Source organism: Microbulbifer maximicatervae (SeqCode), assembly GCF_052468295.1.
In genome coordinates this window covers 2,189,164-2,206,661 of the sequence record NZ_CP174340.1, presented here as the reverse complement: position 1 = coordinate 2,206,661, position 17,498 = coordinate 2,189,164, and the positions used below count along the sequence as shown (strand labels likewise).

Genomic DNA, 17,498 nt, shown 5'->3' with positions numbered 1-17,498 from the left:
GGCTCGAGGCCCACATGACTATCCGAGTTATGCCTAGTGAGTGCTTATCGCGTTCATACTTGTTATCGGTCTTTTACGAACCGGCCAGGCAGCGAACTGTGATAAACAAGGCCTTCGGTGGCCGCCGAAGGTGGGTCTCAATTTACCCGTTAGCGAAAAGGATTTTCAACATCAGAATTGATCAAGAACAACCATACAAGTTGCGGCACAGTCGCCGCTTCGCGGCTGGACAGCCAAACCTGCGGTTCGGCTGCCTGTGCGCAAGGCGTGTGTGCCAGGCATGGCATTTAACTAGAGAGGTGAAAGTCCTCTTACCAGGTATTCGTGGAGCCGAAGGTTAGCGAAAGGGCAAGGTTAATATCGCGAGGTATTGGCTGGAGGAAGCCCAACGCAAATTCACGGGGTGATGAACAAGAACTGGATATGAGGTGTGACGTAGGCGGAGCCAGTGGGCACGTGACCATAAAGCTCTCCATCCACAATTGGCTTACGTTTTATAAATCCAGCATCTACGTGAAGAAAGTTAAATGTCTTACCCTGGGAGGTCTATGGGTTGTTAATGGAGTAACTGAAAACTGAGAGATTGGTTTTGACCGATCCATAGAAGTCAGCAGAAGGCATAGTAGGTAGATTTCGTGCTACTGAAGGCCTGAACAATTCTGGACAGTATTATTAATGCAGAGCTTGATGACTGCATCTGACAAGTAACTTAGTTGCCAGAAAAAAAACATTTTTTTTCTGGGTGAACATCAAACTGGAAACTTAATCATACATTGTCCAATTTCCCATCTCTTTTAATGCAGCGAATTCTAGATAGGAATAATCTGTTTCGAGCATTACAACAAGTTTCTCGTAACCAGGGTGCGCCAGGTCTCGATGGTATGACGGTAAAACAATTGCCGGAACATCTTAAGCAGACTTGGATTGCTACCCGACACAAGGTGTTAAGTAGTAGCTATCGTCCTCAACCGGTGAAACGCGTCTTTATACCAAAAGGCAATGGAGGCCTGCGTCCATTGGGTATACCCACTGTGCAAGATAGGTTGATCCAACAAGCTATCGCACAGATACTCAATGAGCAATGGGAGCCGAAGTTTCATGCTCTTAGTTTTGGTTTTAGACCAAATCGATCGGCACACCAGGCGATTAGACAGGTTCAAAACTTTGTCCGGCAAGGAAAGCGCTGGACGATCGATATGGACTTGAAATCCTTCTTTGATGAAGTGAATCATGACAAGCTCATGCTAACACTGAAGCAAAGTGGAATACCGGCTGATGTTCTGGGGTTGATAAACCGATACCTAAAAGCGCCAACGGTAGTCGATGGCAAGGTAATAGCTACAACAAAAGGCGTCCCGCAAGGTGGGCCGTTATCTCCGCTTCTAGCGAATATTGTGCTTAATGAACTGGACTGGGAGCTGCACAAGCGGCAACTCAGTTTTGTACGATATGCCGATGATTTTCAAATACTGGTGGGAAGTCGTCGGTCTGCAGAACGGATAAAAGCAAACCTTACGCACTTCATCAAATGTAAGCTGAAGCTCACAGTAAATACTGAGAAGAGTGCAGAGGATCATTTCTGGAAGCGGAGCTTTCTAGGATTTAGATTGCTGAAGAAAGATGCCCGGATAAAGGTATCAGAATCATCGATGAATAAATTGAAAGCCAAGATCAGAATGATCACCCGCCGAACACGAGGCCGCAAGTTTACTCAGATCATGGAAGAGTTAAATAAGTCCCTGCTTGGTTGGAAAGCGTACTTTGACATCAGTGAAGTACTGAGCCCTCTGAAAGATCTGGACAAGTGGATAAGGCGGAAGTTGCGATGTTACTTATGGAAACAATGGGGTCGAAGTGGTTACCGCCGATTAAGAAGGCTGGGAGTTGATCGCTTTTTAGCGTGGAACACGGCCAAATCAGCGCATGGTCCATGGAGGCTAAGCAAAAGCCCAGCCCTTTACAGAGCATTGCCAAATAGATACTTTAGGAACTTGGGGCTGCCGGAATTGGCAGATAGGAAGGGGAATAGAATTGAACCGCCATGGTACGTGACCCGTATGCCTGGTGGTGTGGGAGGAGAGGCATCGTGAGGTGCCTCCCTATCCCGATTAAGCGATCCCATGAAAGAAATTACGTTTGAAACTGATGTTTTCACTCTTACTGAAGAGAAGGATAACTTTATCAATCCTTGCTGCTTTGGCGAAGATGCTGCTGACTGGTTTAAACCTCAAATGGAATCAGCCGGCATTGAGGTTCTTGATACCTATCAGGAGGATTGGGGCTGGGAAATCAGCTGTTCTTTCAAAGGTAATAAATACTTTATAGGCCTTGGTGGCACACCAGAGACTGAGGGTAAGAATAATGGTGAGTGGCGTGTTATGGTCACAAAGCCTCGCTCTATTGTCCAGGTGCTTACGGGAAAAAATAAGCTTTCAGACGAAGAATCAATATTAGGTGTTTTGTCTGGAATCATTACAAAAGCGGGGTTTAGTAATGTGTCCACCTGTAGCGCTTAACAAGGGCCAGCACAATCGCCAAATGCGAAAAACGCATTTGGCTGGACTCGCGAAAAGCGTTCGCCTGTGTGGCCGGCGTTAGGCAGAAGTAGCCATGAAGAAAATATTCTCACTAGAAATTGAGCATGAAGATGATCCTTCACGAGTTGAAAAGGCACAGAAACTGTCTCTCGATAGTAGTAAGCCTCACCTGGGACTGAAAGGTGTTTATGGTTTATATGGTTCTCCCGAATGGTGGGACAATATTTATAGTGGCAAAGTACCTAGCAAGACTTATGAGGGGGTCATTGACGATATTCACTTTACAGGAATGCATAATGAGGCTGAAGGCTTCACGCTAAAGCTGGATAACGGTGGTACTTATTCATACACCTGCGTAGTGAATCGAAGAAGAAACATGAAGCACTATCAAGTTGGCAGGAGAGCGAGAGTAACCACATTTATCGAAGTTCTAAAGAAAGGTACAGATCACGAATTTGTATGGCAAATAGAGGTGGAAAATACCTAACAAGGCAAAGCAGCATCAGTCGCTGCGCTCCTTGGACAGCCTTGCCGTTGCTCGTTTTGTGCATGGCTTCGCCATTATTGCACAAAACAATCAACAACAAGTCTGCCGCTGTTTGCGGCGTTAGGTGGCAATCTCTCATGAAGCGAGAACTATGAATAACGACAAAATTGAAGACGTACTTTCAGAGAATTTAGGTGAGGGCTACCATATCGTTCAAGATAATGGTCAGCTTTCACCATCAATAGAATGGGTCGATTGGGTTCAGCAATCGGATGATGAAAACGATATACGTGTTGAGGTTCACTTTTCAGATGATAGTGACCTTGTGTATGAAAAAGGTGTAAAGCTTCGTCAAATATGGCACGAGGACGTATGACTTTTAATTTGGAACCGAGCAAGCACCTAACAAGTTTAGGCAGCATCGCCCCTTCGGGGCTGGACCTCCGCTTCGGCGCTTCGCGCCTACACTGCGGCCGCTGCTAAAGGCGTTAGGCCGCCAAGGAGAGTTTAGTGAACGAAGAAGAAAAATACATCCTAGATTCAATCAAAGGATGGGTATGGTCAGGCTTTTATAGCAAAGGCGATATTCGTGAAATGATATACGATATTCTCGAGGAAGGATGCGATGAAGAAATGTTGCTGGCTTCAATCGAGCCCGAGATTGAGAAAAAGCATTTAGCGGAAAAGGAATGGCCAGAGGTTACAGACTTCGATCGCCTTCATGGAGTATTCTATAAGCTACATGAAGAAGGAATTTGTGCTCTTCATAACGCGGGATACACAATGTCTGACGGATTTGAAGATGTTAGTGAGGCCGTTCATGAAGCTCCCAAAGGTCATTATCACAGCTTTTGCTTCTATCATGGACAAGATGTAGAAGGTGCAGTAAATGGTAGAGGTCTTATGATTGCATTTGGTGCTCTTGAAAATGACGATGGGAAAAGCATTCAAACCGGTAAAAGCGTAGCAGAGAGCTTAAGCAAAGCAGGCTTTAAGGTCGATTGGGACGGTACCATTAAAACGAGAATATTCTTGCCAGAGATACAATGGCAAAAGCGAGCAGCCTAACAAGGCGCTGCAACCGACCTCCGGCGGCTGAGCACGGCGTTATGAGTAAAGCGAGTATGGAAACTATTATTCAAGATTCGGACATATATCAAGAGATTGCATCTGGTAGAGATGATGTTGAAATTTGGGATGATAACCACATCGAAGATGGCTGGGCTTATTGGAATATAGTATCAAATAGCTCTGGGGTAGTGCGAAAGCTTGCTTATCTTCGAATCAAAAATAATCAGATTCAAAAAAGAACTTATGATGAAGAAGATGATGATCTCTGGGTTCTTGTACAGTGAAACTCATAACAAGCAAAGGCAGCATCGCCCTGCGGGCTGGACGCGCTAACGCGCGCCGCTGCTTTGGGCGTGTGTGCCAGGCATGGCATTTAACTAGAGAGGTGAAAGTCCTCTTACCAGGTATTCGTGGAGCCGAAGGTTAGCGAAAGGGCAAGGTTAATATCGCGAGGTATTGGCTGGAGGAAGCCCAACGCAAATTCACGGGGTGATGAACAAGAACTGGATATGAGGTGTGACGTAGGCGGAGCCAGTGGGCACGTGACCATAAAGCTCTCCATCCACAATTGGCTTACGTTTTATAAATCCAGCATCTACGTGAAGAAAGTTAAATGTCTTACCCTGGGAGGTCTATGGGTTGTTAATGGAGTAACTGAAAACTGAGAGATTGGTTTTGACCGATCCATAGAAGTCAGCAGAAGGCATAGTAGGTAGATTTCGTGCTACTGAAGGCCTGAACAATTCTGGACAGTATTATTAATGCAGAGCTTGATGACTGCATCTGACAAGTAACTTAGTTGCCAGAAAAAAAACATTTTTTTTCTGGGTGAACATCAAACTGGAAACTTAATCATACATTGTCCAATTTCCCATCTCTTTTAATGCAGCGAATTCTAGATAGGAATAATCTGTTTCGAGCATTACAACAAGTTTCTCGTAACCAGGGTGCGCCAGGTCTCGATGGTATGACGGTAAAACAATTGCCGGAACATCTTAAGCAGACTTGGATTGCTACCCGACACAAGGTGTTAAGTAGTAGCTATCGTCCTCAACCGGTGAAACGCGTCTTTATACCAAAAGGCAATGGAGGCCTGCGTCCATTGGGTATACCCACTGTGCAAGATAGGTTGATCCAACAAGCTATCGCACAGATACTCAATGAGCAATGGGAGCCGAAGTTTCATGCTCTTAGTTTTGGTTTTAGACCAAATCGATCGGCACACCAGGCGATTAGACAGGTTCAAAACTTTGTCCGGCAAGGAAAGCGCTGGACGATCGATATGGACTTGAAATCCTTCTTTGATGAAGTGAATCATGACAAGCTCATGCTAACACTGAAGCAAAGTGGAATACCGGCTGATGTTCTGGGGTTGATAAACCGATACCTAAAAGCGCCAACGGTAGTCGATGGCAAGGTAATAGCTACAACAAAAGGCGTCCCGCAAGGTGGGCCGTTATCTCCGCTTCTAGCGAATATTGTGCTTAATGAACTGGACTGGGAGCTGCACAAGCGGCAACTCAGTTTTGTACGATATGCCGATGATTTTCAAATACTGGTGGGAAGTCGTCGGTCTGCAGAACGGATAAAAGCAAACCTTACGCACTTCATCAAATGTAAGCTGAAGCTCACAGTAAATACTGAGAAGAGTGCAGAGGATCATTTCTGGAAGCGGAGCTTTCTAGGATTTAGATTGCTGAAGAAAGATGCCCGGATAAAGGTACCAGAATCATCGATGAATAAATTGAAAGCCAAGATCAGAATGATCACCCGCCGAACACGAGGCCGCAAGTTTACTCAGATCATAGAAGAGTTAAAGAAGACCCTGCTTGGTTGGAAAGCGTACTTTGACATCAGTGAAGTACTGAGCCCTCTGAAAGATCTGGACAAGTGGATAAGGCGGAAGTTGCGATGTTATTTATGGAAGCAATGGGGACGTAGTGGTTACCGCAGATTAAGAAGGCTGGGTGTTGATCGCTTTTTAGCGTGGAACACGGCCAAATCAGCACATGGACCATGGAGGCTAAGCAAAAGTCCTGCCCTTTACAGAGCATTGCCAAATAGATACTTTAGGAGCTTGGGGCTGCCGGAATTGGCAGATAGGAAGGGGAATAGAATTGAACCGCCATGGTACGTGATCCGTATGCCTGGTGGTGTGGGAGGAGAGGCATCGTGAGGTGCCTCCCTATCCCGATTATGAGTAAGAGTATGAATCTACAATTAGCTTTGACATTACTTTTTTTTGCACAGTTTGCCATAGCAGACGATAATCTCTTCTATGTGGGTACTTGGCAGTCGAATGAAGAAATGACTCTAGCTAGCATGGATGGTGTGGAGGGTATGCCCGAGAAAACCCAAATGTTTTTGCGCTCCGAATTCTTTGGGCGGCTCGTGAATGTAGTTCGGGTAGATTCGTTTGCAACGTACTTTATAGAGGAAAAACCTAAGGAGTTGACATTTTTACCCCATAAGGTCGAGGTATTGAGCACCGATTCGATTCGTGTCACATATCATGATGAGCTCACTAAATCTGATGAGACACGGATTCTGAAATATGAAAAAAACTGCTACTCACTGCCTGTAACAAAGTGGGAGTTTAGAGAGTACTTCTGTCGTGCTGAATAAAATTCATAACAAACAAAGGCACGCTCGCATACTTCGTGTGCTGGACATTCGCTCCGGCCCGTGCTTTGTGGCATTATGAGTCATAGCATGTATCCACATATACCGAAGAAAGCCTCAGAAATTAAAGAAGGCGAGTTTTTTTACATCCCTTTAAGTAATGGCAGCTTTGCTTGCGGTCGTTTACTAGCAATAGAAAAGAAAAGTGGTCGTAAAACTAAATCCATTCTTGTCGGCTTACATGACTGGGCTGGAGAAAATTACCCGACAAAAGAAGATATCCATAACTGTGCAATAATCGAACAGGGCGTAATGCATATAAATTCAATTGGTCATGTTGGCGGACAAGTAATTGGTTTCAAACCATTGAGCGAAGATAATTTAGAGCCAATGCCGCAATTCGAGGCAGGTTATCTTATTCAAGGCTTTGACAACTTAGGTGAAATCCCTACCGAAGAGTATGATAATTATACTCGGCGTGTTACTTATGGCCTAAATGTCATACGTCTAAAAGCTGAGCATCATTTCATCAAAAACTCATAACAAGAGGGTGATGTTCGTTCCAGCCCCGTTGGGGCTTCCACCGGACGGCCCACGCTTTGCGCGGTCCGCCGCATACCCTAGGCGTGTGTGCCAGGCATGGCATTTAACTAGAGAGGTGAAAGTCCTCTTACCAGGTATTCGTGGAGCCGAAGGTTAGCGAAAGGGCAAGGTTAATATCGCGAGGTATTGGCTGGAGGAAGCCCAACGCAAATTCACGGGGTGATGAACAAGAACTGGATATGAGGTGTGACGTAGGCGGAGCCAGTGGGCACGTGACCATAAAGCTCTCCATCCACAATTGGCTTACGTTTTATAAATCCAGCATCTACGTGAAGAAAGTTAAATGTCTTACCCTGGGAGGTCTATGGGTTGTTAATGGAGTAACTGAAAACTGAGAGATTGGTTTTGACCGATCCATAGAAGTCAGCAGAAGGCATAGTAGGTAGATTTCGTGCTACTGAAGGCCTGAACAATTCTGGACAGTATTATTAATGCAGAGCTTGATGACTGCATCTGACAAGTAACTTAGTTGCCAGAAAAAAAACATTTTTTTTCTGGGTGAACATCAAACTGGAAACTTAATCATACATTGTCCAATTTCCCATCTCTTTTAATGCAGCGAATTCTAGATAGGAATAATCTGTTTCGAGCATTACAACAAGTTTCTCGTAACCAGGGTGCGCCAGGTCTCGATGGTATGACGGTAAAACAATTGCCGGAACATCTTAAGCAGACTTGGATTGCTACCCGACACAAGGTGTTAAGTAGTAGCTATCGTCCTCAACCGGTGAAACGCGTCTTTATACCAAAAGGCAATGGAGGCCTGCGTCCATTGGGTATACCCACTGTGCAAGATAGGTTGATCCAACAAGCTATCGCACAGATACTCAATGAGCAATGGGAGCCGAAGTTTCATGCTCTTAGTTGTGGTTTTAGACCAAATCGATCGGCACACCAGGCGATTAGACAGGTCCAAAACTTTGTCCGGCAAGGAAAGCGCTGGACGATCGATATGGACTTGAAATCCTTCTTTGATGAAGTGAATCATGACAGGCTCATGCTAACACTGAAGCAAAGCGGAATACCGGCTGATGTGCTGGGGTTGATAAACCGATACCTACTAGCGAGGCAGAAATAATCAGTACACCCTGGTAATATAAACTGCATGAAATACGATGCCAGAAAACTTAGTACTGAGGAGCAGCACCTCATACGTAAAATTGCTGTTCAGCGAGTATTTGATGGAGAATCTGCGGCGGAGGTTAGTCGTAGCTTAGGGCTGGGGAGCAGAACTATTTTCCCATGGTTAAGGACTGCTCGGGAGAAAGGTATTGAAGCGCTATCTCCAAAAATTAGACCTGGACGCGGTAGAAAACTGTCAGCTATTGAAGAAGAGGAAGTCAAACGATGGATTATTGGTGGCGATCCAAGGCAATATGGCTTTGATTTCGGATTGTGGACACGTCAGATCGTATCGGATTTGATTTTTGAGAGATTCAAAATTGAACTTAGCGTTTCTAGTGTCGGCACACTTCTACATCGACTGGGCCTGACGCCACAAAAGCCTCTACGAAGAGCTTACGAGAGAGATGAGAAGGCGGTGAATAAATGGGTAAAGGAAGTCTATCCAAAGATTAAATCTTATGCGAAAAAAACTGGTGCAGAAATATTTTGGCTGGACGAGGCTAGTATCAGATCAGACGATCCACTCCAAAGGACATGGGGAGAAAAAGGAAAAACTCCAGTGGTAAAAACGAGTGGTCAAAGACAGTCAATCAATGCGATCTCAGCTTTATCGAATAGAGGTGGCTTCTGGTATCATATTTATAGTGGAAAGTTCACGGCAGAAAAGTGCGTAGAATGCTTCAAAAATTTCCAGAGAAGTCAGAAAAGACCAGTGATTCTCATTGTTGATGGGCACCCAGTACACAAATCGAAAAAGGTATTGGAGTATGTCGATTCACAGGATGGAAAGCTTGAAATGGTGTTCTTACCGCCATATGCACCAAACCTAAATCCAGATGAGTTGGTCTGGAATCATATGAGAAATATAGGGACTTCAAAGAGGCCGCTGAAAAAAGGTGAGACACTACTGAGTCGTGCAAATGCAGATTTGCAGAGCATCAAGAAAAATAGAAAACTTGTGAAATCATTTTTTCAAGAGTCGACTGTATTCTTTGCTGCTGCCTAGGTAGTAAAAGCGCCAACGGTAGTCGATGGCAAGGTAATAGCTACAACAAAAGGCGTCCCGCAAGGTGGGCCGTTATCTCCGCTTCTAGCGAATATTGTGCTTAATGAACTGGACTGGGAGCTGCACAAGCGGCAACTCAGTTTTGTACGATATGCCGATGATTTTCAAATACTGGTGGGAAGTCATCGGTCTGCAGAGCGGATAAAAGTAAGCCTTACGCACTTCATCAAATGTAAGCTGAAGCTCACAGTAAATACTGAGAAGAGTGCAGAGGATCATTTCTGGAAGCGGAGCTTTCTAGGATTTAGATTGCTGAAGAAAGATGCCCGGATAAAGGTATCAGAATCATCGATGAATAAATTGAAAGCCAAGATCAGAATGATCACCCGCCGAACACGAGGCCGCAAGTTTACTCAGATCATGGAAGAGTTAAAGAAGTCCCTGCTTGGTTGGAAAGCGTACTTTGACATCAGTGAAGTACTGAGCCCTCTGAAAGATCTGGACAAGTGGATAAGGCGGAAGTTGCGATGTTATTTATGGAAACAATGGGGTCGAAGTGGTTACCGCCGATTAAGAAGGCTGGGCGTTGATCGCTTTTTAGCGTGGAACACGGCCAAATCAGCGCATGGTCCATGGAGGCTAAGCAAAAGCCCAGCCCTTTACAGAGCATTGCCAAATAGATACTTTAGGAACTTGGGGCTGCCGGAATTGGCAGATAGGAAGGGGAATAGAATTGAACCGCCATGGTACGTGACCCGTATGCCTGGTGGTGTGGGAGGAGAGGCATCGTGAGGTGCCTCCCTATCCCGATTATTGTGGCGGTCATTTTTTAGATGGTTTGTAGTTGCTGCAAGTAACAATCTCTACCTGAACACGCTTCGCCAGAGAGTTCTCCTTCAAACTGGTACCGCAGTTTCGTTCAAGTGCCTTCGTTTAAAGCCAACAAGTTCTGCAAGCCAGCTGCACCATTGTGGAGTACCAATCTGCTAGCTAACTGGTGGGGAAAGTATGGTATTTTTCCCTGTAAATTTATCTGGCAGTGGCCAGCCAAAGTTGGCTGGCAGAGAGCAAGTAGGTCGTTTAGAGCGCGCCAGCTATAACCAGGCCAGGCAAGATCGCCCAGCCGGTGGCTGGGCTGGACAGCCTACGCTTTGCTTCGGCTGCCCTTGCTGGCAACGTTATGCGTAATATGAGATTCATCGTAATTTTTCTTTTAGTGCTGTTATTATCAGGCTGCTCAAGTAAGCCTGAATTGAGCCAGATACTGGATCAAGCGCTAGGGTATGCCCCGCTAAAACAATATGCGCTTGTCCAGCATGAGCGATCTCCCAAATTCTTGGATATTTGGCAAGGATATAATGAAAGTTTTCTGCTGGAACTAGACGCGGTGGATTATAAAAATCTTTTAGAGATTGTAAATTCTAAGTGGAAGCTGCAACCTAAGAAAATTGGTGGTGCAGAGAAATGGGAGAGAATCGCGGTAGTTCAAAAATATGGAATTACTTCAGTTTCGTCTGTCCGTTCAGATAGTAGGTACGTTTTCATACATGTATCGCAGTAACCGCATAACAATGCGCTACAAAGGGGCGTTAGGTGTAAGACTTACCCACGTTTAGTAGACACCCTGTATAGTTAGGTTTATGCCTAACACGGAGGTGTATCATGGGTAAGAAAAGAACTCAGGCGTATACGGAGGAGTTCCGTAGAGAAGCAGTTAAGAGAGCAGAAAAGCCTGGAGTAACAACGGCTTCTGTGGCAAGAGAACTAGGCGTCAGCGCACAGCAGATCTACAACTGGCGTCGTCAATTTAATCGACTGTCTGATAAGCAGTTCAATAGTTTAGACGGTGTCGACTATTCCAAACAGGAAAGCGCTGAAGTTCGCAAGCTCAAGAAGGAGCTGCATGAAGCTCGTCAGGAGGTTGAGTTTCTAAAAAAGGCAGCTGCGTACTTTGCGAACCACCAAGAGTAAAGTACGCATTGATACAAGAGCATGTAGGGTCATTCCCGGTTAGCTTGATGTGCCGGTGCTTAGATGTCTCAAGATCGGGCTATTATCGATGGCGGGGGCGATTGCCATCTGCTCGCACGATTAGAAAGATACGAACAATCGAGAAAATCCGAGAGACGTTTTCTGAGTTTAAAGGTCGTTATGGGGCGCCTAGAATCGCTTGCGAGCTTCAAGAATTAGGCGAGTCATGCTCGCGGAACTACGTCGCTAAGCTTATGCAACAGGAGCATATTAAAGCGAGAAACGGCAAAGGCTTTCGATATAGTCAGCCAGTAGAGAGGAATATCAATGTCGCCGCCAACCTACTTAAGCGTTGCTTCGATGTGGATCGACCAAATTGCCGCTGGACCAGTGACATTACGTATATCTGGGTTCTGGAGCGGTGGTTGTACCTCGCGGTAGTTATGGATCTGTACTCTCGACGTATTGTAGGTTGGGCATTTGACTCCCAGATGACCGATGAGTTGACACATCGAGCGTTGAAAATGGCCCTAGAGCGACGACAAATAAAGCCTGGACTAATAGTTCACTCTGACAGGGGTGTGCAATATCGATCGCAGAAATATCAGGATCTCTTGTCTGAAAGTAAGTGCAAGCCGAGTATGAGTCGCCAGGCTAACTGTTGGGATAATGCGGCAATGGAATCATTCTTTAGCAGGCTAAAAGTCGAGATGGTCTATGCCAGAGCATTCGAAAGCGAAGAGCAAGCAAAATCTGCGGTGTTTGAATACATTGAGATTTTCTACAATAGGGTTCGTAGGCACTCTGCATTGGGCTTTGTAAGTCCAGCAGAGTATGAGCGAAAATACGCATAGTTAGAGTGTCTACTTTTTGTGGGCAAGACCAACGACTGAAGTATGAACGAGAATCTCCTTAAGATCATCAATGAGCGTCAGTTGGTCTCTGCGATGAACAAAACAAAGTGGCGTGAGTTATGCGGGGATTTTGAAGAACTTCATTCTCTGAATATCTGTATCAGATATAAGCTAATTACGTCAGATGAGATTTTTGGTTTTAGCCCAGTTTGGTGGGATCAATTGTTCGAAGATACTTCGGCAATAGAGTGGCTAGATTTCAACCCCATTGTGAGTGAATATCGGGGTCGTCTCGTATCAGATAAAGAGACAAATAGGTCAGCTGAGATTCTAAGTGTCCTAAAGAGTCGCGGAATTAGATATTCCAATCAGGAGTCATACTTCCGGGTATGGGGGTACTTAACACCGGGGGCTTGCCCTGAATTCGTATAACAAAGCCGTGCACAGCGAGCAATTTTTCCGTCGCTTTTTTGTGGCGATCGCTACGCTGCCACAAAAAATCAACTTCACAATTGCCGCGTGACGGCGGCGTTAGAACTCAATGCAACTCCTACGAATACTCATAATCACGATAGTGGCATCCTGCACAAGCACATCGCCACTCCCAAATAGCGACAAAGAAATATCCAATTTACTACCTGGAGCTTGGGTGGTAAAAGACGGAAAAGAGTTTCAAAGATGGACCTTCTTTAAGGACAGGAGCGGCAAACGAGAATGGTGTGGAGTTATTGATATTTGCTTAATAGAAAAATTTCAATGGAGAGTTGAAAGTGGCGTGCTTACAGTCATTCATTCGGAAGAGTGGTCTGAAACGATCTATATCACTAAGCTTTCAGCCAAAACAATATATGCTTACAGTGCAAAAGAAAGTGAAAATATCAAATTTCGTATCAGTAAGTTCTAACAAGTAGCTCAAGCGGGACATATTTTCCGTCGCTTCAATGTGTGGTTAAATACCACACATTAAAACAACTACAAATACGCCCCTTAGCAAGGCGCTAAGTTTTATACACAAGTTTTTTAAGTTTTATTATGTAAATCAATAAGTTACAGTTTAGCCTGGTAAGAACTACAGATTTGGCTGGATTATTATGCAGGACTGGGTCATGGACGAAGTAAGAAATCAGGTTATGGGTGATACACGCTTGAATAAGCGCTTGTCTAATATTCTCAGTAATTTAAGTTCAGACCCAAACAATAGCATTCCTTGTGCAAACAAAACTTGGGCAGAAACGTTTGCAGCTTATCGCTTTATAGAAAATGATAAAGTCAACTTTGACTCTATTATGAGCGGTCATAAATCGGCAACTCTTGAGAGAATCAAAGCGCAGCCTGTTGTTCTTATCCCACAAGATACTACCTTTCTAAATTTTGCCACTGACCTAGAAAGTAAAGAGATGGGAACACTTAGGCGTAAAGAGACCAACCAACAACTCTTGCACACCTCCATCGCGATAACACCATCCAGAGTTAATTTGGGTGTTGTTGAAGGTAGTATGTGGCAGAGAGATAAGGAATCAAGTTCTAATTCCCGCTATACCAAGTCGATAAAGGATAAGGAGAGTCGACGCTGGCTAGACCATTACGAAACGGCTTGTCAGATACAAGAGCACTGCCCTGAAAGCACAAATGTGAGTATTGCTGATAGAGAGGGTGATATTCATGAGTGGTTTCAGCTGGCTGAAGAGCAAAGTGAACAGCGGCGGGCGAGCTATATCGTTCGAGCTAAGGCCAATCGCACTTTAGAGCTCGATGGAGAAGAAACGGTTTTACTTTGGGATCATATGAACGAGCAGAAATCTATTGGTCTATACACGGTAGATATTCCCAAACGGAATGGGGAACCTGGAAGAAAAGCCAAAGTCAGCGTATCCACTACCGAGATACGGCTACTTGGAAAAGGAAAATCTAAACGACCACTTTCTCTCTATGCTGTATTGGCTAAAGAAATAAACCCACCAGAGGGTGAAAAAGGCATTGAGTGGATGCTGTTAACTGATCTTCCAGTTGAAGACTATAAGCAGGCGAGAGTCGTCATTGAGTGGTATCGAAGCCGGTGGGAAATTGAAACCTATTTTCGGGTGGTAAAAGGCGGATGCCAGATAGAAAGTAATCGTTTTAGAACAGAGCAGCGAATGTTGAACTGTATTGCGATCTATATGATTATTGGATGGCGACTACATTCGATAACTACACAAGCAAAAAGTCTTCCTGATGAACCATGTACGAGTGCTTACTCTGAAAAAGAATGGCGCATGGTATGGATGATGCGAGATAAAAATTCCCCGCCGAATATACCTCCGAGCATAAGAGATATAACGCGTATGCTGGCAGGTCTAGGAGGATTTCTAGGGCGTAAAGGCGATGGCGAGCCAGGGGTTAAAACTGTTTGGCAAGGATATGCAAAGTTGCTCCATTATGTTGAAGCAGCAGAGGTTTTAAATGGACTTAAATAATGTGTATAAAACACAGGCCGGGCGTTAAGCACAATAGCTGGGGACATCCCGCATGTTCTCCGGAATCAGTTGATATAGCCACAAGCTTCTCCAAAATTTATTCGGTTAGAGCAAAAAAGTAATTTAGTTTCCAGTAAGAGCAGTATTCAACACTATCCCCATGATGATAATGGCAAGCCGAACGAGTTATTTGTAGATCTGTCCTTATTTGATGTTGCTCAACAAGGTAAAGGCTATGGCCCAAAAACTATGAGACTTCTGTGTGAGGAAGTCGGAAAAGTGAAAATTTTTAACCCTGTATCCCGTTGCTACGTAGCAATCCATGCTTTTATTAAGAAACTTTTGAGCGATTTAATTTTTAAGTTGTAGATCGAGACGAGTTTGATGAGTCAATAATGGAATTGCATTATGTTCAGTCAGTTCTGTGGGTCTTTGTCTACGCTGTTTTCTTTTATATATCCCCCTTCACGAAGAACGAGTAGGGGGACATAAAGCTCTACCTTTGCAATTGTGATCATAACTTAAACACTAAGTTTTTTATTTACTGGCAGATTGCGAATTCTGGTTCCTGTTGCTGCAAATATCGCGTTGGTCAATGCAGGGGCTACGGGTGGCACACCAGGCTCACCAACGCCTGCTGGAGCAGAATTGGCGCTCACTACCGTTACCGAAATATCAGGGCACTGCCCCATACGAAGTACAGGGTAATCATGGAGGTTGGACTGCTTAACCTTTCCATCTTCAAAGGCTATCTCTCCCATCATCGCCAAGCTTAAGCCAAAAATCACCGCGCCTTCGGTTTGTGAGACAACTCTATCAGGGTTAACAACAAGTCCAGCATCAATGGCTGCAATTGCTTGCAGTACCTTAAGGTTTGTGTTTTCTACCTCCACCAGAATCGCTATAGCCACATAGCTATTGAAGCTTCGATGAACGGCAAAGCCCCAGCCTTGATTTGACTGGTTAGGTGCAAATTCAGCCATATTTCTTTCAACAATATCAATTACCTGATGGTAGCGACCAACATCGACTGGGTGACGTGATAGATCCTCTCCGTAGTTTCCGTATTTGAACTGTTGACCGGAAAAGTCGATATGCCTAGGTTGGCCCAACATTTCTTTCCACATCTTTGGGCATGATACTTTGGCATTGTGTGCCAGTTCATCCACGAAACTACCAATACCAAAGGCGTGCTGAATATTACTCACTGAGCGCATCCAGCCGATACGGGTATGCGCCAATGCTTTAACCGCTTCACAACGATGACTTGGCACAGTAAATGGAATGTCGACAAAGCCAAGGTCCAGTTCTCCAGCTGAGGGGTACTCCACGTTCTCGGCAAAGGTAGTGCTAATAGATGGAAAGGCGGTACGTTGTAGTATTGCCGTTGGCATTTGATCGCTATCAAGTTTTGCTTGATAAAATTGGGCACTAATTGCGTGCATGTAGCCGTTTTGGATATCGTCCTCGCGGCTCCAGCTAACTTTAACCGGTCGTCCAAGCTTTTTAGACAATAGTGCCGCTTCCACACTAAAGTCAGGCTTTGACTTCCTTCCAAAGCCGCCCCCTAATAGCGTGACATTAACTTTCACTTGTTCGTCATTGAGCCCGAGGTTTGCTGCTACATTTTGCTGCGTACTTTGCGGTGTTTGTGTTGATGCCCAGATTTCACAGCCATTTGGTGTAACTGAAGCTACAGCAGCAGGAGCTTCCATCGGTGCGTGGGCCAAATAGGGCACTGTGTATATGGCTTGCTGGGTAGAGTCCTCCGGCCAATCGGTGTTTTCAACTCCTTGTTGGCGAACTAATTTACCAGGCTCCTTGACCCCCTGAATTAACGACTCCATGAAACTTGTGCTGCTGTGGCTATCATTCTTACTGGCAGTCCAAGTTATTTCTAATGCTTTACGCCCTTGCAAGGCACTCCAGGTGTTAGTAGCAATAACTGCTACACCACCTAAAACTTGAAACTTAGGTGGTCCTTCGGGCACAGGTAATTGAATCACATCCAAAACCCCGGGAACCTTGCGAGCCAGGGTATCATCTAAACTTTCTACATCACTACCGAGAACCGGGGGCCTGCTTATACTGGCATACAGCATGCCATCTATTTGAATGTCGTAGCCATATCTAGCTCTTCCGGATAGCATATTATCCATGTCGACAATCTTGTGAGATTTGCCGATATGTTTAAAGTCCTTGTTTTCCTTCAGTTTCACGCGGTTCAATTCTGGTATGGGAAGTTTCGCAGCAGCAACTGCTAGCTCTCCATAACTAAAGCTTCTGCCCGACTTTACATGCACAACTTTATGATTCCTGGCTTCCACTTCTCCGACAGGCACTTGCCATGAGTCTGCTGCAGCTTGTTCCAGCATGGTCCGAGCTATTGCCCCCATTTGTCGCATTTTGTCATAATGCTTACGAATACTGCGTGACCCATCGGTATTCTGGCTTCCATAGCGCTTATCGGCTAACCCTTGAATCACAACGACATGTTGCCAATCAGCCTCAAGCTCATCAGCGAGTATCTGAGGTATCCCGGTTCTAATACCTTGGCCCATCTCTGAACGATGACAGGTAAGATAGACTTTATTGTCTTCGCCAACAGCAACAAACAGGTTTAACCTCGGCTCCTTTCCTTGTGCTATGGCCATCGGACTCCAGCTTATCCCACTTGCACCTAAAGCTAAGCCCCCGCCAGTTGCTCCAAATAGTTTAAGTACATCCCGGCGGCTGAAATTTTTTACAGCTGTAAAGCTACTCATT

Annotated in this window: 19 protein-coding genes; 18 read left to right on the top strand and 1 reads right to left on the bottom strand. The window is 45.0% G+C overall.

Going from position 1 to position 17,498, the window contains the following annotated elements; genetic code table 11:
* Positions 1-797: 797 nt before the first annotated feature.
* The 18 genes from ltrA (ACJJIQ_RS10070) to ACJJIQ_RS09985 all read left to right on the top strand — a co-directional run bounded on the left by ltrA (ACJJIQ_RS10070) (position 798) and on the right by ACJJIQ_RS09985 (position 14,732).
* Positions 798-2,090: a group II intron reverse transcriptase/maturase gene (ltrA, locus tag ACJJIQ_RS10070; protein ID WP_445362219.1), complete on the top strand. Its 1,293-nt coding sequence runs from the start codon at positions 798-800 to the stop codon at positions 2,088-2,090.
* 30 nt (positions 2,091-2,120) lie between these two features.
* On the top strand, positions 2,121-2,516 hold the full coding sequence (locus ACJJIQ_RS10065; RefSeq protein WP_445362224.1) for a hypothetical protein: 396 nt from the start codon (positions 2,121-2,123) through the stop codon (positions 2,514-2,516).
* Between the two features lie 94 nt (positions 2,517-2,610).
* Positions 2,611-3,024, top strand: coding sequence for an immunity protein RhsI2 family protein (locus tag ACJJIQ_RS10060; protein ID WP_413662944.1), 414 nt, complete (start codon positions 2,611-2,613; stop codon positions 3,022-3,024).
* Between the two features lie 151 nt (positions 3,025-3,175).
* Positions 3,176-3,400 carry a hypothetical protein gene (locus ACJJIQ_RS10055; protein WP_445362218.1) on the top strand — a complete coding sequence of 75 codons (225 nt, stop codon included), beginning with the start codon at positions 3,176-3,178 and terminating at the stop codon, positions 3,398-3,400.
* 134 nt (positions 3,401-3,534) lie between these two features.
* A complete protein-coding gene (locus ACJJIQ_RS10050; protein WP_445362225.1) occupies positions 3,535-4,092 on the top strand; it encodes a DUF6891 domain-containing protein in 558 nt (185 codons plus the stop codon).
* Entirely contained in the window at positions 4,071-4,379 is a 309-nt protein-coding gene (locus ACJJIQ_RS10045) for a hypothetical protein (protein WP_445364859.1), read from the top strand. Before ACJJIQ_RS10050 ends, ACJJIQ_RS10045 begins: the two co-directional genes overlap by 22 nt.
* 599 nt (positions 4,380-4,978) lie before the next feature.
* Positions 4,979-6,271 carry a group II intron reverse transcriptase/maturase gene (gene ltrA / locus ACJJIQ_RS10040; protein ID WP_445364514.1) on the top strand — a complete coding sequence of 431 codons (1,293 nt, stop codon included), beginning with the start codon at positions 4,979-4,981 and terminating at the stop codon, positions 6,269-6,271.
* A 32-nt stretch (positions 6,272-6,303) separates the two neighbouring features.
* Entirely contained in the window at positions 6,304-6,720 is a 417-nt protein-coding gene (locus ACJJIQ_RS10035; protein ID WP_445364513.1) for a hypothetical protein, read from the top strand.
* A gap of 87 nt (positions 6,721-6,807) precedes the next feature.
* Positions 6,808-7,260 carry an Imm26 family immunity protein gene (locus ACJJIQ_RS10030; protein ID WP_445364512.1) on the top strand — a complete coding sequence of 151 codons (453 nt, stop codon included), beginning with the start codon at positions 6,808-6,810 and terminating at the stop codon, positions 7,258-7,260.
* Positions 7,261-7,873: 613 nt separating this feature from the next.
* Positions 7,874-8,398: a reverse transcriptase domain-containing protein gene (locus tag ACJJIQ_RS10025; protein WP_445364511.1), complete on the top strand. Its 525-nt coding sequence runs from the start codon at positions 7,874-7,876 to the stop codon at positions 8,396-8,398.
* A gap of 27 nt (positions 8,399-8,425) precedes the next feature.
* A complete protein-coding gene (locus ACJJIQ_RS10020) occupies positions 8,426-9,451 on the top strand; it encodes an IS630 family transposase (RefSeq protein ID WP_445362554.1) in 1,026 nt (341 codons plus the stop codon).
* Positions 9,452-9,487: 36 nt separating this feature from the next.
* A complete protein-coding gene (locus tag ACJJIQ_RS10015; protein ID WP_445364802.1) occupies positions 9,488-10,243 on the top strand; it encodes a group II intron maturase-specific domain-containing protein in 756 nt (251 codons plus the stop codon).
* Between the two features lie 334 nt (positions 10,244-10,577).
* Positions 10,578-11,012, top strand: a complete 435-nt coding sequence (locus tag ACJJIQ_RS10010) for a hypothetical protein (protein ID WP_445364510.1) — start codon at positions 10,578-10,580, stop codon at positions 11,010-11,012.
* Positions 11,013-11,113: 101 nt separating this feature from the next.
* Positions 11,114-11,422, top strand: a complete 309-nt coding sequence (locus tag ACJJIQ_RS10005; protein WP_444926030.1) for a transposase — start codon at positions 11,114-11,116, stop codon at positions 11,420-11,422.
* Positions 11,423-11,430: 8 nt separating this feature from the next.
* Entirely contained in the window at positions 11,431-12,276 is an 846-nt protein-coding gene (locus ACJJIQ_RS10000; protein ID WP_445364509.1) for an IS3 family transposase, read from the top strand.
* Between the two features lie 42 nt (positions 12,277-12,318).
* A complete protein-coding gene (locus tag ACJJIQ_RS09995; protein WP_445362594.1) occupies positions 12,319-12,708 on the top strand; it encodes a DUF6678 family protein in 390 nt (129 codons plus the stop codon).
* 217 nt (positions 12,709-12,925) lie between these two features.
* On the top strand, positions 12,926-13,180 hold the full coding sequence (locus ACJJIQ_RS09990; protein WP_445364508.1) for a hypothetical protein: 255 nt from the start codon (positions 12,926-12,928) through the stop codon (positions 13,178-13,180).
* Positions 13,181-13,367: 187 nt separating this feature from the next.
* Entirely contained in the window at positions 13,368-14,732 is a 1,365-nt protein-coding gene (locus ACJJIQ_RS09985; RefSeq protein ID WP_445364507.1) for an IS4 family transposase, read from the top strand.
* 521 nt (positions 14,733-15,253) lie between these two features.
* Here the strand turns inward: ACJJIQ_RS09985 and ACJJIQ_RS09980 are convergent.
* Positions 15,254-17,497, bottom strand: coding sequence for a xanthine dehydrogenase family protein molybdopterin-binding subunit (locus tag ACJJIQ_RS09980; protein ID WP_445364506.1), 2,244 nt, complete (start codon positions 17,495-17,497; stop codon positions 15,254-15,256).
* Position 17,498: the final 1 nt, after the last annotated feature.